This is a genomic window from Paenibacillus sp. ALJ109b (assembly GCF_010747435.1).
Taxonomy (GTDB): Bacteria; Bacillota; Bacilli; order Paenibacillales; family Paenibacillaceae; genus Paenibacillus; species Paenibacillus taichungensis.
On the sequence record NZ_JAAIFP010000001.1, the window covers coordinates 109802 to 133330 of the forward strand.

The window sequence follows — 23529 nt, forward strand, 5'->3', positions numbered from 1 at the left end:
TGGGATGCTGGACAGTGCGCCGATTCTTTTGGGACTTTGTTGGCGTACTCCTCCTTTTTTTGATGACCATACCCTCCCATCACGAAACGGATTGACTCTCTTTGCCTACAATATGCATCTGTCTTTGGCTAGGTTTCTATCGACTGATTTTTAGGTGTTTAACTACTCAAAGATGGGCTTCATCCGTGTCTTTAAATGTGCCACAACCCCGTGTCCATCCAGTTCTTGTCCTCATAAAATATATTAAACCAGATAGGAGTTGATATGATTGCCAACATTCGATAGCATTTTTGTCACAGGAAACCAGACCATTAATCAGGATTTGCAGGTAAACGGTAATGAAACGATTGGATTGGACCTGCAGGTGAACGGAGACCAGACGGTTGCTGGCAGCTTGCAGATTAACGATAGCTCCTCCATTACAAATCACCTAGGTGTCGGTGGGGTTATCGAGGCGGGCGACAGTGTAAAAGCAACGACGCAGTTAATTGCCATGAATCAGCCAACTCTTCCAGCTGCCTTGCCTCTTGTTCAGCAACTGTTATATTATAATCCCGGTGTACTTAACCAGCCGGGTCTAGTGTTAACAGGCACTAGTGGAAATAAGTATGTTCTGTTTATTGATGAGAGTGGAGGAACACCAAATCTAGCAATCCAAAGAGTATAGGCTCACTGGATGCAATATAAAAAGGCGATACTCTGAGTTAATTCTCTGAGTATCGCCTTTTCTTTCATTACAACATGATTACTCTTGGTTAATCAAAATGGACAAAGCACTTTTGGATTCGAGTTGGAAACTTAACAGTTCTGCTTCTCTTAGCTGAACCTGCACATTTCCTGTTTCTTCTCCGTCATTGAAAAGCACAAGAGCAATAGAACCGTCTGTATTTTTGAAGGCAACAGAACGAATGGATGCCTCATTGGAAGACGAGTCAATGCGTACTGCTTTGGGACGAATCAATGCACTGAAATGAGCCAGAGCATAATAGTCCAGTGTATAGGTAAGCTCTTTCGTTTGCTGGTTAACCTTCACAATGCCGCGGCACGTACTTTTCCCGAATCCAGGAACGGTAGGGCCGTTGTTCTCATCCAGTGCCATATTCCAGAGCACAAAAGATTTGCTGTAATTGCGAAGAATCTCAATACCTGTTCTGATCACATTGGAGAAAGCTTGTTCGAATGGAGGGATCCATTCTCCTCCTGATCCTTCGGTGAAATGTACCTCTTTACCGGCAAAGGCTTCATACACCTTTGTTTGTGCCGAGGCTTCGCCCCCATACCAGTGCCAAGCGACTCCATCTACCTCTTCTGCCGCCTCATCAAGCACGGTCAGCGGGTAATCCGGACGATCCCAGTTGTGATCATAACAAAGGATTTTGGACTGAATGTCATTTCTGACCAAAGCCGGCTTGAGATGATTTTTGATAAAGTCTGCTTGTGCTTCAGCTGGCATTAACATACCTGGATAATGACCTGGTTCATAAAGTGCTTCATTCTGTGGTGTTACTGCATGGATAGGCAATCCATGTGATGCGTAGGCTTGGATATATTTCACAAAATATTCCGCATATGCCGGATACCACTCATTTTTCAATTGACCTGTAATCATGGAGCCGCTTGTTTTCATCCAACCCGGGGCGCTCCATGGTGAAGCGAACAGCTTCAATTCAGGATTCAGTTCCAAAGCCTTCTGAGTCAAAGGAATAACATCCGCTTCATCGTGTGCAATGCTGAACCCGGATAATCCCGGGTCCGTTTGATTTTCTGGCAGATCATTATAACTGTATACCGTTCTGGCGTAGTCTGAAGCTCCCATCGGATTGCGAATGACTGACAATCCGATGCCCTCCTCAGGATGGAACAACCGCGTCATGACTTCCGCTCTCTGCTCATCGCTTAATACCTGGTTAATCAGATAGGCAGATGAGTCGGTAAAAGAAGCTCCAAAACCATCCATTTCCTGATACGTTTGCTGATCATCCAGAAGGATAGTCGTTGTTTCCTTGCCGGAGTCCTGAGATTTCAATTGATCCTGGGACACGGATACAAACAATGCATCTTCTCCCGTGGATTTGTACATTTTGAATTTCGTCATATGTTTTCCCTCCACATTCCTCTTATTGGATACCCAATTTCTCTTTGTTCTGTTTCATTTTCTCACTACGAACCTTCAGGATTTCATCCCAACGGTTTTCACCTAAAAATGACTTGTAAGCGGCGAGTGCATTGTCAAAAGACGCATCATCTTTGGCACGAACCATGCTTACCAGGGTTGAATTCCACTTGGCGTTGATCGCCGACAACGCACGTGCTTCAGGTGTTCCTTGATTCGGACTAATATTCTCCAGAATGAAGTGTGGTTTCAGTTTTCCTTTGCCCCACTCTTGCATTTGTTTAATCGCTTCCGGGAAAGCATCCGCACTCAGTGCTTTGTGACGGTCATGGCCAAAGAACATGAATTCACCCAACCGGTATTCCTTCTTGAATTTGTCCGCATTGTGCAGTTGCAGGTCTTTCACTGCCGGGAGCAGCTCAACCGTACCATCTGCATTCTTTTTATACGTCTCACCTTCGATACCATAGTTCATCAGAAGCTGACCTTCTTCACTCAGCAGGTACGTGAAGATTTGAATCGCTTTGGCCGGATCTTTGGCGTCTTTGGAGATGAAGTTGATCATCCACCCAGTAATACCGGATTGATTGAGCGTCGGTGCATTACCCTTGGTGCTTTGTGGTCCATCAATGGCAACATACTCTTTGCCTTCATTGGCACTCAGATAAATTTGCAGATTTCCACCCTGTTGAGGTGTACCATCCATCAGCAACGTTGCATATTTTCCAGATTTCACTTTTTCCTCAAAGGCCGTACCATCATCAGCAAAGCTGTCATCACTGATATTTCCGTCTCTGTATACCTTATTTAAAGTCTTCAGCCATGTAAGATAATCTTCATCCTGATTGCGATCATAGAATTCTCCATTTTCAGTTTCAAGCGGCACACCAATGAAGTCTTGCAACACGTCTCCGAGTGAACCTGTTCCTTCACCGATAGAGTTAAAACCAAATGGAATCAGCGTTGGGAACTTTTCCTTGATCTGTTTCATCACATTTTCAAATTCCTCTGGCGTTCCCATGACAGGACTTCCCAAAGCTTCGTACACATCTTTACGGATGATAAATGCTGTTTTGGCCGGGATGTTACCGCTATCATAGTCTGCTTGCGTATTGGAGTAGTTTGGATAGCCATACGTCTTGCCATCAGCCTGCTGGAACCAGTTCAGGGTATCGGCAGCCGCAACTTTATTGAAGTATGGATCATATTTCTCCGCAAGATCGTTCAGCGGCATAGCCCAGGTTGCGGCTTTCTGTACCACAGGAGAGTTAGAGTCAAACACGGTCAGCAGGTCAGGCATATCTCCACCGGCAAAGAACGTATTCAACTTCGTGTCATCACCTGTAATGAATTTGATATTGATATTCAGATCTTCCTTGATCTTCTTGGTTACAATGTCTTTGCCGAAATCCGTGTTCCACCAGTCGGCATTAACGTACCAAGTTAGGTCTGTAGCTTCTTCCTTCTTATCCAGCTGCCAAGCTGGTTTTTCCGGATCGACTGTATAGCGATCTTCAATGGAAACCCAGTTCCCATCGCTCGAACCTCCTGATCCACTACTGCAGCCTGTAATCATGATCACCGCTGTCAGCAATGCCGCGCACAGTTTAACTCCTTTTTTGCCTGCTGCCTTATTCATCTTGAACATATTGTTTCCTCCTTAAAGTTAGGTGAGAAATATTGAATAGAGCGAACTTTCGAGTAATAGATTTCCGTTACTCCTTGACTGCACCTAGCATCATACCCGAGATAAAGTATCTTTGAAGGACGGGATAGATCAGTACGATCGGCAGTGTTGTAATAACAATCGTAGCCAGTTGAACCCCTTTAGTCGTTGTTTCAATGACTGCTGAACCGCCGATATTTTGCATCGACTGCGTTTGGGACTGAACAATAATCTCGTACAGCATCATCTGTAATGGATACAGCGACTGATCGGTAATGTACAACTTGGTTGTCATAAAGTCATTCCATTGCCCAACCCCATTGAACAATGCAATGGTTGCCATCGCTGGCATGGACAGCGGGATGAAGATTTTCAGGAAAATATGCCAATCTCCTGCACCATCGATTTTGGCTGACTCCTCCAGGGAATCCGGTACATTCCTGAAGAAATTCATCAGAATGACGACATCATAGAAGCTGAACAATGCCGGAATAATGTACACCCAGAAGCTGTTGAGCAAGCCAAGTGATTTGATCAATAGGTACGTTGGGATCATTCCGCCAGAGAAGAACATCGTAATAACCCCCATGGCAACGTACAGTTTACGTCCACGTATGTGCTTTTTGCTCAGACCGTAACCGACCATGGCACAGAAGAACACATGTGTAACGACTCCGATTGTTGTTTTGGAAACGGAGATGAAGAACGCTTGCCAGATGCTCGAATCGTTGAACACGGCTCTATAATTCTCCAGCGAGAACTCCGGTGACCAGAAGATGAACCCGCCTTCAGCCAAAGCCTTGCCTGAGCTAAAAGAAGAGATAATGACATTCCAGAGCGGAACCACAATAATGACAGTACAAATAGCGAGTAAAATAATATTTAAGGTATCAAAGATCCGACTATCGAGATCTTCTTTAGCCACCTTTCCATTCACACGGGATGCCTCCTTCTACAGCACAGATTGATTATCGTTTAATTTGCTTGTAATTTTGTTCGCGGTGACCAGCAGAATAACGGACACGATCGAGACGCCAAGACCAACCGCGGTAGCATACGAAAAGTCACCCTGTGACATCCCCATACGATATACATACGAATTGATAACTTCTGCCTTGTCACGGTTTTGCGAGTTCATCAGAACGAGCGTTTGGTCCAGATTGGAACCAAGTAAACCGCTTACAGTAAGAATCAGATTAAGGCTAATGATCGACTTCATGTTGGGTAATGTGATATTCCAAATTTGTCTGAGACGGCTTGCACCATCAATTTTGGCTGCCTCGTAATACGTAGGATCAATCTTGGACATAATCGCCAAATACAGAATCGTTCCCCAGCCGGCCTCTTTCCAAATATCGGATAATACTGCAATCCACCAATACTTGCCTGCATCCAGCAAAATGTTTTGCGGTTGCGAGATCACTCCCAAGCTGAGTAGCAGCTGATTAAACAATCCTGTTGTTGAAAACCAGGTGATCAGCATGCCGCCCAGTACGATCCAGGACAGAAAGTGAGGTAGATATGAAACCGTTTGCACGAACTTTTTGAAACGTCCGCTGTTTAATTCATAGATCATGATTGCCAGGATAATGGGAATGACGAACCCGATACCCAATTTCAAAAAGCTGATCCCTAGCGTATTCACTACCGCATCCCAGAAGTATTTGTCTGACATAATGATTCTGAAATTTTCCAAACCGACCCATGGTGCGCTAGACAGCGTATCAATAACGGTGTAATTTTTGAATGCAATCGTCAATCCGTATATCGGAATGTAACAAAAAATAATCATAAAAATGATGCCGGGTATAATCATCGATTGAATTTCCCATTGTCTTCTATAATCGATGACGAACTCTTTTACTCTTTGTCCGATTGGCTTCCTTCCCCCCGGTTTTACAGGCTTTTTACCGGTTGACGACGTCTCTACGGCTAATTTACTCACGCTCTTTTTCTCCCCTCCAACTTAAGCATACTTTCATAAAAACGTTTTTATTTTCCGACAAAAAAACCCCCTAATCTCAAATCAATAATTAAAAAAGACCGGAAATGATTACATCCGCTATGTTAAAAAATCACTCCGGTCCATCTTCACATGACTTGAACCCCGTATGATAAGTTCACCCGCCAATTTCTGTGAAACCCCATGTTCCTTCTTCTTAATCATGCGAACCAGGTGATTGATCGCCAGGATACCCTGCCTTGCAATCTGGTTTCTTACGGTACTTAATGGTGGGGAAAAATATTGGGCAATATCAATATCATCGAAGCCTACTACACTTACATCTTGGGGAACTTCGAAGCCATGAGACTTCAATGCATGGATGCAGCCGATTGCACTCACATCATTTCCTGCAAGAAAAGCATCAGGTAGCTTGGCAGGATTCAGATGAAGGAAAGATTTCACAGCACTGTAAGTGCCCTCTTCCTCAAAATATCCCTGTAAGATGTAATCATCATCCAGCGGAAGCTGGTACTCACGCAAAGCAGCCAGATATCCATCTCTACGCTGATTACTGTCAAACATGGTGTCCACGCCGGATATGTATGCAATTTTCTTGTGCCCAAGTCCAATTAAATACTTGGTCGCTTCATAACCCGCTACATAGGAGTCAAAAATGACGCTTCCCATCGTATCACTCTGATAGACCCGATCCAGAAATACAGCCTTGATCTTGTCTTTCTCCATAGCGACAATATCCTGCTCATCAATCCGCAGTTCTTCGTAGATGATGACGCCATCCACACGCCGTCCCAGAATATTACTCATAATGACCTGCTTATCCTTGGTCACAAATACATTTAGTCCGTAACCTAGACGATCGCATTCACGAGACATGGATTCAACCAGCTTATAGAAATACGGACCCGACACACTTGTGGTAAAGAAGCCCAGCATCTTGGTTTGCCCGGATTTCAGCAGCTTGCCGTTCAGGTTGGGAACGTAATTTAAACGCTCTGCCACCTTCAGGACATGTGATTTGGTCTCCGGATTCAAGACATCTACGCCATTCAAGGCGTTGGAAACCGTAGAAATGGATACGCCGGCTTCCCTTGCAACATCTTTAATCGTAATCTTTCCCATAATTTTTTGGTCCTTTGCTATAAAAACGTTTTTATATATTTTAAATTAGCATAAAACCGTTTTCAATACAACACTTTTTCTTTTAATTATTTTTCTCATTCTTTTGCTTTGATGATGGCATGGTTGCTTAACACCGACGTTAGAGACAGATATGTAAAATAGCAGCTCCTGTGTGAGCTGCCGATAATCATGTTTCCTATTCCCCATTACGGGTGTACATATGATAAATCTGCTGCACCTGCTCTTCCAATCGATCGAAGCGAACAAAGCGATCAGCTCGAATATATTCCTTCTGCTCCACCAACATAATCATCGTGGGAACTGTGAAAATAAGAAACCTGGACGCCACCTCTTCCACTTGGTTGGCATTGATGTGTGCCAAGTGCACCATCGGATAAGGTTTAAGTAACTCCCTAATCTTGGGGAGTAAAGCGTGACATACGCTGCACTCTGGCCGTGATACATATAAAAAAACCAATTCATGTTGTTGAATCATCTCTTCAATCATTTCAATGGATGTTATGTCATTAAGCTCTTTCATAAGGATCATCCCTTTCGGTCAGTTGACAGCTAGAGTTAAACCATAGTTTATCACGAATGTCTAACTGTACAAATTTTGCACTCGCCTAAACATTTCCTTTTCAAACACAGCCTACCTGCATTAAAATGTAGTTGGAAGATCATCCCATATGAAAAGAGGTTATTGTATGAAAAAATCATTTGTTTTTCTGCTTACTGCCCTGATTGCTGTTATCTCCTTCTCCGCGTATACACCTGTATCTGATGCCTCTGGCGATATTGGAGTTAGCCTGCTATCAGATCGTCAGCAAGGCACCGTAAAATAACGCGTTCGCACTCTTTTCAAGAAAAGAATTTACACGGAAACGAGCAGGCGACCAGTTCGGATAACATCCGGAGTTGGTCGCCTGCTGTCATTGTCATTGTTCTTTTCTGCAATCCTTACTTCCAGTCTCTCTTGCGAAGATAGGACTCGAATACAAATGTTCCGAAAGGCAATAAGCCTGCAACCAATCCCATGAACCAGCGTGAAGCTTTCCACTTCTTCACAACTGCCAAATGCACAAGTGCAATCAGATATAGCGGAAAAAGAATACCGTGAATCATACCCATAATGGTTACTGGGGAAGACATATCGGCAAAATATTTAAGCGGCATGGCTATAAAAATCAACAGCAGTAATGATACACCTTCCCATATGCCTGCAATTCTGAATCGACCCGTGACTGTCTTCATCCTGTTCAATCTCACCTTTCCAGCGGCTAGTTTGTGAAATATGTAACTTGTTACAAGATATTTCAACTTGAAGCCACACAATCTGTAATAATGCAGCTTCTCTTGAAACGTCTTGTTCAGTATACCGCATGGTTCAGGTCCGAAAATGCTTCAATTTTGAATAATTAATGACTGAACTATCCGTGAATGAAATGTTGACTCTTAAATTCGAAAATCGCATCAACAGCATAATGATATCCGCCTGATTTCCGAAAGGATTCCTTCAAATTCGCAGCAGCTTTCTCAAAAGAAGTAACGCTCAACACATGATCCACAGCTTCACGCAGCTGACTGGCGGTCAAGGTTTGCATTTGTAAGCTGATACCTGCTCCCCTACAAACAACCTGCTCTGCAATGATCGGCTGATCCGCGCTCTGAGGGAGTATAATGAGGGGAACCCCGTAATATAAACCTTCATTGGTACTGTTCATCCCGCCGTGTGTGATAAATAATTTAGCAGACTGCAATACATCCATTTGTGGAACATAACGTTTAACGATGAAATTTTCCGGAATTGCTCCCAGATCGGTAATTTGTGTTCTATCCCCTACAGACATGACAATTGTATGATTGGTATTCCCCAATGCTTCCAAGCAAAGCTTATAGAAATCAAGAGCTTGGTTAAAAATCGTACCCAGTGAAATGTAAATAGATCTTTTCCCTTTAATTGCTTCCATATCAAAGTCTTCATGCGTTAGTCGCGAAAATATGGACGGTCCTACAAATTGATACGTGTGGTCGAATTCTTCTCCATAGGGCTGAAATTCCCTTGTAGTATATACGACGGTAAGCGGCGCGGGATTGCAAAACACCTCGTAGGGCGAAGCAATCTCCACATCATATTTTTCCTGTAACCTAATCGTTAGGCTATGGAATGTATCGTTTATAGGTTGGACGATTTCGGCAGGAACATTTAAGAAAAAGTGTTGCATCAAATGATCGAAAGATTCTTTGGTCTGCGCAAAAGAAGTGCATGAATTAATTGCAGGCAGCCTCAGAATTTGCGCAAGCAAACGTCCGCAGCCAAACATGGAATCATGGATGATGTAATCAAAATGTTCACCCTTGATCTGTTCAAGGACACTTGGAATGACGATATCTGCCGTAAGCAAAAGACCGTTGACTCGCTCGAGCAAATAAGTTCTGCCACCCGAGACAAAGGCTTTAATGAATTTTTGATCGTCAAAGGTTCGGACTATAGCACCCGTTTTCTCCATACGTTCCCGATACGCTTCTATAGTGAAGTACACGACCTCTTCCCCGCGTGAAATAAGCTCTTGTACGACGCCAATCGTTGGATTGACATGACCCTCTGATCCACCGTTAATAAATAAAACACGTGCCATAACGATCCCTCCTTTGCTATGTTACATTCTCCTAGTGGTCTAACAATTCATATTCAATGATGTACTTTCTTCCCCAAAAAAATCAATTCAGGTGGTCGCACGTTCAATCAGTTGAAATTCCAGTTGCTGAGGCTGTAACTCCTGCTTACCAAGGACGGCCCATAATCGATGAAAGGCCTGAGTAGCTTGTTCTGCAATTGGATTATGTATAGTTGTTATTCCAAGAACACGGGACAGCTCTATATCATCGAAACCAACAATAGCAAGTTGTTCGGGAACTTGTATATTCTGTTTGCGTGCTTCGGACCAGATCCCGATTGCTGCATAATCATTCGAACATAACACTGCTTGAGGAAGTTCTGGCCCATTTGCCATTCTTCGCATCGCCTCTTCTCCGTCAGATGAACTGAACACGGAATATTGATAGGCTTCACGCAATACAGGCAGCCCCTTATTTGCCATAAATGATTCATAGGCTTCCCGCCGACTCTGGGTATTCAGACTTTCTGCTCTGCCAAAGGCATTAGCAATGCGGGTATAGCCTTTGGACACCAGATGTTCAAGAGCCAGCTTGTAGCCTTGCGCCTGATCCATAGCCACTGACGGAATTTCGTCATCTCCCATCCGCTGCCAAGATACAATCGGACCATACTCGCAGTAGGATTTCAGTTTGTCTGGATGATTGACACAGGTCATAATGACCAGTCCATCTACCCGTTTACTCCGCAGATCCTCGAACGCCTGCAATTCAATCTCTTTATCTCCACGCGAAGTATAGATCAGGGTTTGAAATCCATAATCCATCGCTGTATCAATGAATTGATTCATAAACGTAAGAATAATCTCGTTGGTTGCGGATGTGACAATTCCAATTTGCTTGGTCTGTCCGGTGGATAACGAAATGGCATTTCGGTTCGGGATATAGTTTAGCTGTTTCATGATTTGTGTTATTTTCTGCCGGGCCTCGTCACTCACATGTGGTGAATGATTAATTACTCTGGACACGGTGGCCTTCGAGTAGCCGGACAGCTTCATAATTTCATCGAACTTGGACACATGAAGTCTCCTTTCTTGCTGACATTCTATGATGAATTACAGTTTGCCTCAAAATAAATAAAAAGTAAAACTTGACGTGTAACCCGTTCCAACGATTAAGCTTTTTTTATGCAGTGCTGCTGTATGTAATATTCACAACGAATTCATAACGATTGGAGCGATACACATGACTCATTCTCAACATCCATCATTTGATTTCCCCGAAAACTTTCTGTGGGGTGGTGCGATTGCCGCCAACCAGGCTGAAGGTGCATATAATTTAGGTGGCAAAGGTTTGTCCACTCAGGATGTGGCTCCCAAGGGTATCATGGGTCCCATTACTGAAGAACCGACTGAAGATAACATGAAACTGATCGGGATTGATCTCTATCACCGTTATAAAGAAGACGTAAAGCTGTTCGCTGAGATGGGATTCAAGGTATTCCGTACTTCCATCGCCTGGTCCCGTATCTTCCCTAAGGGCGATGAACTAGAACCCAATGAAGAAGGCCTTCAATTCTATGATGATCTCTTTGACGAGTGTCATAAATACGGAATCGAACCACTGGTCACCCTTTCCCACTACGAGACACCTCTCCATCTCTCCAAGGAATATGATGGCTGGGTTAATCGGAAGATGGTCGGCTTCTACGAGCGTTATGTGACTGCTGTATTCAAACGTTATCAAGATAAAGTGAAATACTGGCTCACGTTCAACGAAATCAATTCGATTCTGGAAGCACCTTTTATGAGTGGTGGGATTTACACACCAAAAGAGAAATTGAGCAAGCAGGATCTTTATCAGGCAATACACCATGAGTTTGTAGCCAGCGCTTCTGCTGTAAAACTCTGTCATGAGATCATTCCATCTGCACAGATTGGTTGTATGATGCTCAGTATGCCGACTTATCCACTGACACCGAATCCCGATGACATGATTAAAGTGATGGAATTCGAACACAGCAATTATTTCTTCGGAGATGTACATGTGAGAGGCCGCTATCCTGGTTACATGAAGCGTTACTTCCGTGAAAATGGAATCCAGATTCAGATGGAAGATGGCGACGAAGACATGCTGCTCCATACCGTCGACTTCATTTCTTTCAGCTATTACATGAGTATCTGCCAAACGGCTGATCCGGACAAACAAGTTGCAGGTGAAGGTAACCTGCTTGGCGGTATACCTAACCCTTACTTGCCTGCAAGTGAATGGGGATGGCAGATCGATCCGCAAGGACTGCGTTATGTTTTGAACATGTTCTATGACCGTTATCAGAAACCACTCTTTATTGTGGAAAATGGGTTGGGCGCTGTGGACGAGCTTATTACCGGACCTGATGGTGAAAAGACAGTTGAAGATGACTATCGCATTCAGTACTTGAATGATCATCTTGTTCAGGTCGGGGAAGCCATTGAAGACGGCGTTGAAGTTATGGGATATACGTCCTGGGGATGTATTGATGTGGTCAGTGCTTCGTCAGCACAATTGAAAAAACGTTATGGTTATATCTATGTTGATCGCCATGACGATGGTTCAGGAACACTCGAACGGTATCGCAAAAAGTCATTCCACTGGTACAAAGATGTCATCATCAGTAACGGCAAGAGCCTAAAACGTTAGTTAGTGTTACAGCTGTAGCAGGTGCATTCCTGCTCTCCCCCAGCAGAAAACAAGGACATGCATTGCTAAACGATGTGATGGTGTATTGTTTGCTGCTGGGGGATTTTTTCTAATATAGTGAGTCCCGATTTCAGTTAAATTGAACCAGATCGGGTTCCAACGCTTTCAATGTTAGCCATCGCATCCCTGCTTCAAAGTCTTCCCGGAAGGAATCGATCAGATTGACATCAGGATAAGATGGCATCGACAGATCCGCTTGATACATTTGCCAAGCTTGAACCAAAGCATCTTCTTCAACCATATTCTGGTAAATTATAACCTGGTCTGGAGCAAGAATCGCATTTACCGTTTGAATCATTTTGCATACCGTTGCAATAAACGCTTCTTTTTCTACCGAATTATACCAATCAATTCCCATAGGAAGGTATTTGACCTCCCCGGCCATGCCAAGTTTTCCTTTAATCACTTTACCGTCCAGATAAATGCCCATGCCTGGAGGATATTTGGTTGGGAAATAAATTCCGATGACACATTGATCCTCATCTAACTCTTTTTTTGCACAATATCCGCTAATTGCAGCGTTCACATCATTTTCCACCAGGACTGGTAATCCGAACTGTGCTTCAAGATCTTCAATCATACGGACACCTTCTAACTGCCGGTGACTGCTCACCGTAATTTCTCCATTCACGGTTTGCCCCGGAATACCGATACCGATGACTTTAATGGAAGCATGCTGAGTCAGTACATTTCCAATGATTTCATAGAAATATTTCTGGTCAAAGGCGGGCATTGTATATTCTTCTCTGAACACCATGTTATCCTCTAGGTTAATGACGGTAGCGGTGATCAGATCCTGCCCCTGCTTTTCGTTGATATACATGACCAAAGCCAAGCTAAAATCGTAATTATATCGGTAGGTTAATGCAGGTCTCCCCCCGTTGGAAGGTACTGTCTCGTCCTCAAACAGTTCACCCAGTTCACACAACTCTTTGACCAGTGAATTGACGGTTACTACACTGAGCTTGGTCAAGGAGGCCAGTTGTGGCTTGGTTGCTGTTTCCACCCTTTTCATGACCTGGCGTACATGGTTTATATTAATTTCTTTCATCAAATACGCGTTCGCTATTTTCATAAGCACCCCTACTCCATAGTTTCTTCTCCAATGTAGTAACTATACAATATCTCCAAAGGGTTTAAAAACACCCGATGAAAAACATCGGGCATTCTGAGGGTTCGTATACACTTGGTATTAGCTTATTAGCTTCTTCTATACTTCGTTTTGTCTGCTTCCGTTATTTTGCGAATAACTCTGCATGGATTACCCGCAGCAATTACATCCGAAGGAATCTCTCTGGTAACTACACTTCCTGCCCCGATGATTGTGTTATCTCCAATGGTCACACCCGCAAGCACAGTCACGCCGCCACCGATCCATACATTATTACCCACTGTGATCGGACCTACAATTTCAAGACCCTCGTTACGTTGCTCCACATCATAAGGATGACCAGCAGTATAGAATCCACAATTCGGTGCAACAAAAACGTTGTCACCAAACTGGATTTTAGCTCCATCCAGCATAACGATATTATGATTGCTATAGAAGTTCTCACCAATTTCAATGTTATAGCCGTAGTCACATACAAATGGCTGCTCGATCAGGAAACGATCCGTCGTTTTTCCAAGCAACTTTTTGAGCAGCGCCTCTCTCTCAGAGATCTTGCCTGGATGAAGCTGATTATACTCGTAGCAAAGCCCCTTTGCGTACATACGCTCATCAATTAATTCTTTGTCGTAATTCGCATTATACAGTAGTCCCAGTTGTGATTTCTCTTTTTCTGTCATGAATTCTTATGCCTCCAACTCTTCTGTCCAAAATGATTATGTTAAAGCTCTATTTCTCTAATGATTCTAGCAGGATTTCCACCAACAATCATATTGTCCGGAACATCTTTTGTGACTACGGCACCAGAAGCAATAACGACATTGTCCCCAATGGTGATCCCTGGATTAATGACTGCCCTGCCTCCGATCCATACATTATTTCCTATGTTTACTGGCTTACCATACTCTGCACCTGTTATCCGTTCAAACGGATTCAAGGGATGCGTAGCGGTATATATGTGAACGTCAGGTCCCATTAAACAATTATCTCCAATGCGCACTTCACATACATCAAGTATCGTACAGTTAAAGTTGGTATAGAAATGCTCTCCAACATGAATGTTGTATCCATAGTCAAAATGAATGTTCGGTTCCATGCTCAGGTCTACACCCGTTGAACCCAATAGCTCTTTCAATACTTTTGTACGGAGCTCCCCATCTGTTTCTGCAGTCTGATTGTACATGCGTGTCATTCTTCTTGCATATTCCCTGTCTTGAGACAATTGGGGATCGGAAGCCAAATACAGCTCACCATCGATCATTTTTTGTTTTTCCGATTTTGTTGTGATATTGCTCATGATTGTTTCCCCTTTACGTCTATATTAATATTTGAACTGATAAATTAAGATACTTTATAAAGCTATAATAATTATATGGTATAACTTAAATAAATCAAGTTCCTTTGCAAATTGAATATAGAGATATTATGCCTATAGTCATTAAAAAAACCTCTGGAATCCAATAATGATTGGATCGCAGAGGTTTGTTGAAGTAAAACAATATCGAGCAGTGTACATAGACAACTTTTAAATGAATGCATTAACCAACTGCCTGCACCGTTTGCTCTTTGCGACTAATTGCATAAACGGCTGACACCAGACCCATCAGGATTAGAATCGATCCCACCCATCCTGTATACATAATGGATGAATGATCGATAACCACCCCGCCAATATAAGTTCCGAGAGCTATACCAGCATGTGCAATTCCTGAATTGGTGCTAATTAACGTTTCAGCCGTTGCCGGTGAGGTTTTGATAATCAGACTATTCTGTACCGGGGTAACGGTCCAGCTTAACGCACTCCAGATACTTAGCAGAATCAAGAAAGCAATTAAAGGCAACCCGGTACTAAACGGAATAACCGCCATGCTTATGATAAAGGGTATCAGCACGATGATAATGGCTTTGGCTGGATGCAAGCGATCTGATAAGATGCCGCCGATTCCGCCGCCTGCTACAGCAGCGATACCAAACATCATATAGATAAAGGTGACCATTGTTGAGCTGGCTCCCAGTGCTTCCTGGAGAAATGGTGTGAAATACGCATATAACGTCAAGTGTCCTGCGAGCACAAGCAATGTTGTAACATGGATTGCCAGCATTTTCGGGTTCCATAGAGCCGTAAGCTGCTTCTTCAGGGATACTGCCGGAATCGGCTGCACACGATCCATGGCAATGCCAATGGCAACCATGACCACTGCTGTCAGAATCGCGATCAACATAAACACTTCACGCCATCCGGCTAGGTTACCTACAAAGATTCCGATAGGCACACCCAGGATCAGTGAAGCACTTCCTCCCATCGTGATAATCCCCACAGCACGCCCTTTATATTGGGGCTCCACAATACGGGCTGCGAGCGTCAGAGACAGGACAAAAATCAGAGATCCCGTTGCGGCCCCCAATGCTCTGCCTGCCAAGAGTATATAGAAATTGGCACTAAATGCAGAGACTAGATTGCTGATTAGAAAAATGAATAAAGTGCACATATATACTTTTTTACGTTCGAATCTAGCCGTCATATTTAACAAAATAGGCGCAGATAACGCATAGACAAGGGAGAAGATGGAAATTAAATACCCGGCTTTGGCCAAGGTTAAATGAAGATCTGTTGCAATCAAGTCCAGAATCCCGCCTAAAATGAGTTCAACGGTACCAACCACAAAGGCCGCGATTGCCAGGACGTATACTTTTTTATTCATTTTTGAATCCTCCTCGAAAGTTACAACTACGATAGTAACTTAATCGAGAGAAGATTTCAACACAAAAAAACTATTCTCAGAAAGAATAGCTTTGGGTACATAAGTTTAATAAATTAATCGCGCCAGCAGCCGTGCAATTTCTTCATCCTGAAGCAGCTGGTCACCGTATTTTTTGGTAATTTGAGTAAGAGCTACGTCATGATAGAAATAATCCGTCATTGCTTTAACAATCGGTTTGGACGTTGTCTTAATAGCCTTCCATGAATCATGTTCGATTCCTGCAAACAAAAGATAACCATGGTCAACAATAATTAGCTGCGAGGGCTCAAGATTACTGTCCTCAAGCATCGGGATTAACGAATATTTATGGGCTAGAGACGTCTGCAGTCCTCCTACAGCCAGGACCTCTACATGTACACCTTCAGCTTCTTTTTGCTCCAGAAGCTCCCGATACTTCTCCATTTGCTCGTTCCAGGCCAGAAAAAGGATAGATGAATCCGCTTCCTCAATAAGCTGTTCAATATTTGATGCAATGGATGATGCATCCTTCAATGTCCAGATATGTTCATCAGTGAATGTACGTTTGATTTTATACGTCTTTAATTCCTCAATATCCTTCTCAAAGTCAGCCTTTATTTTGAGTATAATGGACTGAAGATCAACCGCCATGTACAATTTTTTCTTTCCATGCATGGTTGTTAGGACGGTTCCCTTATCAATAAGCCGATTAAGCACTTCGTATATCTTAGCCTTGGGTACATTGGAGTAATTAACAATGGATGTGGCATCGAGCGGTGCATCCTGCGCAAATATGGCCTCATATACCTGACTTTCATATTGTGTAAAACCGAATTTCTGCAACATGGTTCGATTCGGGCTCCTTCTTGTTTGTATGGTTCTATACAGTTTAGACGCCTGAACTTCCCATGTCCAGTTTATCCCACCGACGTTTCATACTAGTCGTAATGATATTACTTTAAAAGTGGAGCATCCAAATATAATGACCTTCCAATGGTTATATTAAGATTGATTCAGGCTACACATTTTGATTTTTCTGAAGGAGGTTTGCTTAAACATGGAGAGCACCCATGATTTTGTAAAAAAAGTGAAAGAGAACGCCGAAAAAGCACGTCATAACAAAAACAATGGTAAAGGTACACCAACGGATAAACTGCCGTCGAAACAGCACAGCACCAATAAATAAGCCTATAATCAATTGCAGCAAATTAGGCAAATAGCGCTCATATCTTTTTCAAGCACAAGAAAAAAGAAAAAGGATCTCTAGTGAGGTCCTTTTCTTATTATTTGAGATCAGCTCGTTTGAAGGCACCCAGCCTGCTACGTTCGATTCCAGAAGCGTTGTTGGGTCATGGCTTGAATGAATTGCTCTGCAAAAGCCGCAGGTTGTTGCTCCACAATGACACCAGGTTTGCCGATAATACCGACTGGCTGAATCAGTACTGCCCCCGTCGGTGTAGCTCCTATCGGTTTAAAATGATTGTACGTTTCAATGGCATAGGATCGGCTGTATTTTTGAAAATAATCATCTTCCTTCTGTCCTCCAACAATGAACAACCCATCATATACCAAAGGTGATCCGGTCAAAAAGCTGTCATCCACTTTCAACTCCACACCGCCCGTTCCATGGACCACACCTTGTCTTTCATGAACAATAACTGGACGAAGTCCCGCACTCTTAAGCTCATCCAAAATGTATTGTGTGCTCGGACCATCGAATCCTTCACCGACAATTACCCCGACGCGCAGCGTTTTGGGAGAAAACACGGTATTGGCCATGCTTAACGCAGGGGAGAACTTTGTCACTGAAGATTCGGAAACGTTCGGTACAGCGACTCCAAGTTCGCGGGCCAGAATGGTCGCCAGCTCTGTGCTGATATGGCCCAGCATATCAACGACCTGTTGACGAATTGAAACGTCCTTTACCTTCCCGAGCTCAAACGTGAGTGCCTGAATGATATGACTCCGCTCCACGCCTGTCATGCTGTTCCAGAATAAACGTGCCTGTGAGAAATGATCCAGGAAACTAGCTGCCGTTTTTCGTTCCTTGAGACCTTGCACCGTGGAAGGATACGTTACAAATCCACCTTTTGTACCGGGCACAGTATAAGGAGAATTGTTGGCAAGAGAGTTTTCGTGATAAGCGACTCTCCCCCGATCAATGGTATAACGGGAAGCACCGTCTCTCTGATTGTTATGTACAGGGCATACAGGACGATTGATCGGCAATTCCTGATAATTCGTACCCACCCTTGCCAATTGTGTATCCGTATACGAGAATAGCCGGCCTTGAAGCAGTGGATCATTGCTGAAATCAATGCCACGTACAATGTTGCCAGGATGGAAAGCCGACTGTTCCGTTTCCGCAAATACATTCTCGACATTTTGGTTAATCGTCATTTTGCCAATGATTCGTACCGGAATTTCTTCTTCTGGCCATAATTTCGTTGCATCCAAAATATCAAAATCAAACTTGAATTCGTCCGCTTCCTCCAGCACCTGTATTCCAAGTTCGAACTCTGCGAAGTTGCCTGCATTGATATTCTCCCACAGGTCCCTGCGATGAAAGTCCGGGTCCGCCCCGCCAAGCTTCTGCGCCTCATCCCACACAAGAGAATGCATGCCAAGTACCGGCCGCCAATGAAATTTCACGAATCTGGATTTACCTTCTTTGTTCACCAGCCGGAAGGTATGTACTCCAAATCCCTGCATCATTCGAAAGCTTCGTGGTATTGTGCGATCAGACATAATCCACATGACCATCGCTGCCGACTCCTGATTATTCGCGATGAAGTCCCAGAAAGTATCGTGCGCAGTGGAGCCTTGTGGAATTTCATTATTGGGTTCCGGCTTCAGCGCATGTATCAGATCCGGAAACTTGATCCCATCCTGAATGAAGAAGATCGGAATATTGTTCCCGACCAGATCAAAGTTGCCTTCTTCGGTATAAAACTTTACTGAAAACCCACGTACATCCCGATTCGTTTCGTTCACTCCTTTGGAGCCTGCAACCTCGGAAAAACGTACAAATAGCGGTGTTTTCACACCGGGATCCTGAAGAAAATGAGCCATTGTTAACTCTTCAAGTGACTCATATAACTCAAATTCACCGTAGGCTCCATATCCCCTGGCGTGCACAACTCTCTCTGGAATGCGTTCCCGGTCAAAGTGCGACAATTTCTCACGCATCAGAAAATCTTCAAGCAGCGTGGGCCCACGATCCCCGGCTTTTAGCGAGTTGCTATCATCCGATATTTTAATCCCTTCGTTGGAAGACATCTCTTTTCCGTTATTATCCCGAAGAAAGCCATTTCGCTGCTCTATCTTTTTGTTCTCCTCCATGGGTTCCTTGCTCATTCCAATCACCTCCAGCATTATATGTATGGGCCTGGAAGTACACTTATGATTGACTGGTACACCATACTTCGATCCGAATTCCGTGTGTGATTACAAATACGTATAACATGAGCTTAGCCATGAGGCTTACCTCGTGATTGTCCATTTATTAAATATCGCGTCTTCTGTCTAGCACCTTCTTCATCTGCTTTTCATTTACTATAAAGAATCTAATAGAAAAGAGATGATGAGGATGGCATGTGTAAAGGCTGTTCCACAACCGGATTTGGTATTGATCTACTGGTCCAGAAATCCGCTCGTTCCTGGTTCTGCACGCCGAATCAGAAGTGTACGTGTGATTGGGAACACATCCCCTTGTACCTTCACACTGGTGCGTGGTGCATTGCTGATCAATGCCTTAAACTGCTTACTGGACAATGATATTGGTTTTAAAGTGGTCTATAGCAAAAAAACAACGAGCATCAGTGGGGTTTTATTGTTGAAACGTAGATCATAAACGAACAAACAGGTGCCCTCCTTTAATAAGGAAGCGCACCTGTTTGATATTCAATGAATGATGTGACTGAACTCCACTCTATTTGACGTTCATATAACGATCGAAGGCATTATTACGGATGGTCAGTAACTGTTCAAGTCCCATATCATTCAACTTTTTGATATAAGCATCCCAACCCTCTTCGATGCCGCCTTTGGTTACCCACTGAGCTCGCATCGTTGCTACATAACCGTCAATATCCGTTGTCAGCGTTGGCAGCTCCTGGAACTCTTCAGCATTGTACATAACCTTCGGATAAGGTGTCGTTACATCGGCACTGCCCAACTGATCGATTTCCAGCTTGAGTCCGTCACCAGCCTTCGGATTAAGCTTAATTTTTTCTTCAAAGGAAGGGCTTACATATTTAGGTCCGAAATCACGCAGGGATTGATCCCAGTACCAAGCATCGGCGCTGGTGCCTGCCGGCGGGTCCATCAGTGTGTATGTGCCATCATCATTTTTCTCGATTACCGTTCCGATCGCACCCCAGAAATTCTGAATGCTGGCTTCGTTGGAATAGAACTGATCCGCCCAGCGTGCGGCTACTTCAGGAACAGTACATGAACTTGTAATGAGCAGTTCATTACGGGCCAGATTCATGCCCCCAGGATCCCCTGGCTGATAGCGTTTGCCATCAGGTCCGGCAATAGGTGCAATCGCTTCATATTGGTCGCTCCACTTTCCAAACACAGCATCAGGCGTCCATTGGTTGCTGAAGCCGACGATTGGAATGTCTGCATTTTGCCATTTGGCTGATGTCATTGTATTGTCTTGTGTGAACAGTTCCTGATCAATCAACCCTTCTGAATACAGCTTGTGTGTATAAATAAGAGCTTCTTTATAGGCATCAGTCGTTGGGAAGAAGACCGGTTTACCGTCCTGCACAATCATACTGCTAGCATTAATGTCAGTGATTCCGAATGGATTCAGGAAATCCACATTCAGCCCCGTTTCTGTGTACGGAATTTCATCTTGTTTTCCATTTCCGTTCGGATCTTTTTCCTTAAACGCTTTCAATACCTGATACAGTTCTTCTGTTGTCGTTGGTGCTTTCAGCCCCAGCTTATCAAGCCAAGCCTTATTGATTACAGGCTGATTCCGACTCTTCGGACGGGCAGGCAGTCTTGTTGGCATGGAATAGATTTTGCCATCAGGAAACGTGCTGATTTTCTTCATATCTGGCGTCTCTTGCATAGCCGCCTTCAAGTTGGGCATATACGAGTCAATGTACTCATCCAGTGGACGGAAATAGCTCAGGTTGTTTACAATGTCCGAATCGCTAAACACCTGGTCACCCAAGATAATGTCCGGGAGTGTACCACTGGCAAGCATAATAGATTTCTGCTCACCCCAGTCATTAGAGGACATGACCTGCCACTCAATTTTCACATTAGAATCCTTCTCCAAATCCTTGAGCCATTGGTTCTGTGTAAAGGTGTCGCCCATATTCCCCCAACGAACCGTCAGTACCTTGAGTGTGACCGGTTTATTGACAATTGGCATACCTTCCTGATTAAAATCGCTTGATACCGTAGTCTCCGCAGGTTCACTACCATTTCCGCTACTACAGCCAACCACGCTGACCAACATGGCCGACGCGAGAATCAGGCTGCTCATTTTGGTGAATAACTTCTTCCCTATCTTTTTCCCCATTTGGGAACCCCCTTGATTCGTAATGAATTTCAACCTGCCTATTCCTTCACTGCGCCGATCATCACCCCCTGATTGAAATATTTTTGGATGAATGGATACACACACATGATTGGAATTGTAGCGATAATAATAACGGAATACCTCATCAAATTGGCAAGACGCAGGGCAACTTGTGCTGCTTCTCCTGTCCCCATGCCAGACTGCATCTGATTTGTGATGAGAATATTACGTAAAATTAGTTGCAGCGGATACAGATTCGGATCTTTCAGATAAATCAGGGCATTAAAATATGAATTCCAATACCCTACAGCAATCCATAGTCCAAGGACTGCGATGATTGCTTTGGACAGTGGCAATACGATCAATACAAAGTACCGCAGGTTGCCACAGCCATCAATCTGGGCAGCTTCCCATAAATCTCCCGGAATACTGGTCTGGAAAAATGTCCGGGCGACAATCATGTCGAAAACCACCACGGAGAACGGAAGCACCATCACGAGGAACGTGTTATAGAGATGGAAGTCGCGGATCGTGAGGAAGGTTGGAATCAATCCCCCGCTGAAGAACATCGTAAAGATAAAGAACAGCGAGAAAAATTTGCGCCCAACCAGATCTTTTCTCGATAATGCATAAGCCGCCGAAATATTAACGACAAGCCCGAAGAGTGTTCCAACCACTGTATACAGAATGGTATTACGATATCCGATCCAGATATTTTCGTGTCGCAGCAGTTCCCTATACCCTTCCAGCGTGAATCCTTTGGGGAACACCCACACCTGTCCGTTAGCCACAGATGAAGGATCACTGAACGAGGCGATGACAATAAAATAGATCGGATAAATGATAGCAATTAGAAAAAGAACAGCAAAGGCATACAATATGACTTCTGCAACCGTAACACGTGGTCGACGTTTGATACGGGGAGTTCTGGTCATTGCTGCCGGTTCCATAACGCTCATCTTGTTTGTCTCCCCCCTACCATAGACTGTTTTCACTGTATTTCTTGGACAACTGATTGACCAGAATAAGCAAAATGAAATTAATGACCGTGTTAAACAGGTTTATTGCTGAGGAGAAGCTGTATTGACTGCTCAGCAACCCGATTTTGTATACATAAGTGGACAGAATTTCACTTGAGAGAATGTTCAGGTCGTTCTGCATCAGATACACCTTTTCAAATCCTACGCCGAGTAATCCGCCTACCCGCAAAATAAGCAGCGTGATGGCAGTCGGCAGCAGCATCGGAATATCAATATAACGAACCTTGTGCCATCGACTTGCCCCATCAACCGTGGCGGCTTCATAAAGGCTTGGGTCTACGGCAGACAGCGCGGCAATATAGATAATGCTGTCCCAACCGACATGCTGCCACACGTCAGACCATACATACACACTGCTGAACAGAGCTGATGAACCCATTAAGTCCGGTGCTTGTGCTCCAAACAGCTGATACATATTGCCAACAAGTCCTGTACTTGGCGAGAACAGGATCAGCATCAACCCGACCATAACTACCGTTGAGATAAAGTGAGGCATATAGGAGACTGTCTGAAAAAACCTCTTGAACCTCCCTGCTCTCATCTGGTTCACCAATAGTGCAAGCATAATTGGAATCGGAAAAGTAGCCAAGCTGTATAGACTGATCACAAGTGTGTTACGAATCGTATTGGTGAATTGATAGGATTTAAAAAATTTCTCAAAGTATTTGAATCCAGCCCAAGGGCTGTCTCCGATCCCAAGCGCCGGACTGTAGTCCTTAAAGGCGATTAATACGCCGTACATCGGCTTGTAGGCAAATAAAAGTGTCAACAGAACCGCTGGAAAAAGCAAAACGTAAAGACCCCAATTTCGCCTAATTCTCTCCAACGTTCTTCCAATATAAAGTGGATTGGTCCTCATGGTTCTTCCTTCCCTCCTGTAAATATACTGATGCTGCT

Annotated in this window: 23 protein-coding genes; 5 read left to right on the plus strand and 18 right to left on the minus strand. The window is 43.9% G+C overall.

What is annotated here, in order from left to right; genetic code table 11:
* Positions 1-268 precede the first annotated feature (268 nt).
* The gene (locus G3352_RS00450) at positions 269-667 is read left to right on the plus strand and encodes a hypothetical protein (RefSeq protein ID WP_163752984.1); all 399 of its coding nucleotides are present in this window, start codon (positions 269-271) and stop codon (positions 665-667) included.
* Positions 668-745: 78 nt separating this feature from the next.
* Here the strand turns inward: G3352_RS00450 and G3352_RS00455 are convergent, their stop codons facing one another.
* The 6 genes from G3352_RS00455 to G3352_RS00480 all read right to left on the minus strand — a co-directional run bounded on the left by G3352_RS00455 (position 746) and on the right by G3352_RS00480 (position 7405).
* On the minus strand, positions 746-2095 hold the full coding sequence (locus tag G3352_RS00455; protein ID WP_163752985.1) for a glycoside hydrolase family 30 protein: 1350 nt from the start codon (positions 2093-2095) through the stop codon (positions 746-748).
* A gap of 22 nt (positions 2096-2117) precedes the next feature.
* Positions 2118-3761 (minus strand): type 2 periplasmic-binding domain-containing protein, encoded by a 1644-nt coding sequence (locus G3352_RS00460; RefSeq protein ID WP_163752986.1) that lies wholly within the window; start codon positions 3759-3761, stop codon positions 2118-2120.
* Positions 3762-3828: 67 nt separating this feature from the next.
* A complete protein-coding gene (locus G3352_RS00465; protein ID WP_076288356.1) occupies positions 3829-4716 on the minus strand; it encodes a carbohydrate ABC transporter permease in 888 nt (295 codons plus the stop codon).
* A 15-nt stretch (positions 4717-4731) separates the two neighbouring features.
* Complete coding sequence (locus tag G3352_RS00470; RefSeq protein ID WP_345940702.1) at positions 4732-5724, minus strand: ABC transporter permease; 993 nt, start codon at positions 5722-5724, stop codon at positions 4732-4734.
* A gap of 117 nt (positions 5725-5841) precedes the next feature.
* On the minus strand, positions 5842-6864 hold the full coding sequence (locus G3352_RS00475) for a LacI family DNA-binding transcriptional regulator (RefSeq protein WP_163752987.1): 1023 nt from the start codon (positions 6862-6864) through the stop codon (positions 5842-5844).
* A 196-nt stretch (positions 6865-7060) separates the two neighbouring features.
* On the minus strand, positions 7061-7405 hold the full coding sequence (locus tag G3352_RS00480) for a thioredoxin family protein (RefSeq protein ID WP_163752988.1): 345 nt from the start codon (positions 7403-7405) through the stop codon (positions 7061-7063).
* A gap of 166 nt (positions 7406-7571) precedes the next feature.
* Between G3352_RS00480 and G3352_RS00485 the strand changes: the two genes are divergently transcribed.
* Positions 7572-7709 (plus strand): hypothetical protein, encoded by a 138-nt coding sequence (locus G3352_RS00485; RefSeq protein WP_163752989.1) that lies wholly within the window; start codon positions 7572-7574, stop codon positions 7707-7709.
* A 115-nt stretch (positions 7710-7824) separates the two neighbouring features.
* On the opposite strand, the gene G3352_RS00490 is transcribed toward G3352_RS00485, so the two are convergent.
* From G3352_RS00490 to G3352_RS00500, 3 genes are all read right to left on the minus strand, one after another.
* The gene (locus tag G3352_RS00490) at positions 7825-8118 is read right to left on the minus strand and encodes a DUF3817 domain-containing protein (RefSeq protein ID WP_113052230.1); all 294 of its coding nucleotides are present in this window, start codon (positions 8116-8118) and stop codon (positions 7825-7827) included.
* Positions 8119-8294: 176 nt separating this feature from the next.
* On the minus strand, positions 8295-9503 hold the full coding sequence (locus tag G3352_RS00495; protein WP_163752990.1) for a macrolide family glycosyltransferase: 1209 nt from the start codon (positions 9501-9503) through the stop codon (positions 8295-8297).
* Positions 9504-9590: 87 nt separating this feature from the next.
* Positions 9591-10559, minus strand: a complete 969-nt coding sequence (locus G3352_RS00500) for a substrate-binding domain-containing protein (RefSeq protein ID WP_163752991.1) — start codon at positions 10557-10559, stop codon at positions 9591-9593.
* A gap of 166 nt (positions 10560-10725) precedes the next feature.
* On the opposite strand from G3352_RS00500, the gene G3352_RS00505 reads away from it, so the two are divergent.
* Positions 10726-12159, plus strand: a complete 1434-nt coding sequence (locus tag G3352_RS00505; RefSeq protein WP_163752992.1) for a glycoside hydrolase family 1 protein — start codon at positions 10726-10728, stop codon at positions 12157-12159.
* Positions 12160-12289: 130 nt separating this feature from the next.
* On the opposite strand, the gene G3352_RS00510 is transcribed toward G3352_RS00505, so the two are convergent.
* From G3352_RS00510 to G3352_RS00530, 5 genes are all read right to left on the minus strand, one after another.
* Complete coding sequence (locus G3352_RS00510; RefSeq protein WP_163752993.1) at positions 12290-13294, minus strand: ROK family protein; 1005 nt, start codon at positions 13292-13294, stop codon at positions 12290-12292.
* A gap of 125 nt (positions 13295-13419) precedes the next feature.
* On the minus strand, positions 13420-14007 hold the full coding sequence (locus G3352_RS00515; RefSeq protein WP_163752994.1) for a sugar O-acetyltransferase: 588 nt from the start codon (positions 14005-14007) through the stop codon (positions 13420-13422).
* Positions 14008-14048: 41 nt separating this feature from the next.
* Positions 14049-14624, minus strand: coding sequence for a sugar O-acetyltransferase (locus G3352_RS00520; protein WP_205524643.1), 576 nt, complete (start codon positions 14622-14624; stop codon positions 14049-14051).
* A gap of 241 nt (positions 14625-14865) precedes the next feature.
* Positions 14866-16029: an MFS transporter gene (locus tag G3352_RS00525; RefSeq protein WP_163752995.1), complete on the minus strand. Its 1164-nt coding sequence runs from the start codon at positions 16027-16029 to the stop codon at positions 14866-14868.
* A gap of 105 nt (positions 16030-16134) precedes the next feature.
* Positions 16135-16893, minus strand: a complete 759-nt coding sequence (locus tag G3352_RS00530; RefSeq protein ID WP_163752996.1) for a TrmB family transcriptional regulator — start codon at positions 16891-16893, stop codon at positions 16135-16137.
* Between the two features lie 211 nt (positions 16894-17104).
* Here G3352_RS00530 and G3352_RS00535 point away from each other — a divergent pair, with 211 nt between their 5' ends.
* Positions 17105-17233 carry a DUF4023 family protein gene (locus tag G3352_RS00535; RefSeq protein WP_163752997.1) on the plus strand — a complete coding sequence of 43 codons (129 nt, stop codon included), beginning with the start codon at positions 17105-17107 and terminating at the stop codon, positions 17231-17233.
* Between the two features lie 134 nt (positions 17234-17367).
* Here the strand turns inward: G3352_RS00535 and G3352_RS00540 are convergent, their stop codons facing one another.
* Positions 17368-19404, minus strand: coding sequence for a catalase (locus G3352_RS00540; protein ID WP_481856260.1), 2037 nt, complete (start codon positions 19402-19404; stop codon positions 17368-17370).
* Positions 19405-19636: 232 nt separating this feature from the next.
* Here G3352_RS00540 and G3352_RS00545 point away from each other — a divergent pair, with 232 nt between their 5' ends.
* On the plus strand, positions 19637-19900 hold the full coding sequence (locus G3352_RS00545) for a hypothetical protein (protein WP_163752998.1): 264 nt from the start codon (positions 19637-19639) through the stop codon (positions 19898-19900).
* A gap of 78 nt (positions 19901-19978) precedes the next feature.
* On the opposite strand, the gene G3352_RS00550 is transcribed toward G3352_RS00545, so the two are convergent.
* The 3 genes from G3352_RS00550 to G3352_RS00560 are packed head-to-tail and all read right to left on the minus strand — an operon-like array spanning position 19979 to position 23491.
* Complete coding sequence (locus G3352_RS00550) at positions 19979-21592, minus strand: type 2 periplasmic-binding domain-containing protein (protein WP_163752999.1); 1614 nt, start codon at positions 21590-21592, stop codon at positions 19979-19981.
* Between the two features lie 38 nt (positions 21593-21630).
* Positions 21631-22527: a carbohydrate ABC transporter permease gene (locus G3352_RS00555; RefSeq protein ID WP_240342896.1), complete on the minus strand. Its 897-nt coding sequence runs from the start codon at positions 22525-22527 to the stop codon at positions 21631-21633.
* A gap of 40 nt (positions 22528-22567) precedes the next feature.
* Positions 22568-23491: an ABC transporter permease gene (locus G3352_RS00560; protein WP_076288345.1), complete on the minus strand. Its 924-nt coding sequence runs from the start codon at positions 23489-23491 to the stop codon at positions 22568-22570.
* Between the last annotated feature and the right edge of the window lie 38 nt (positions 23492-23529).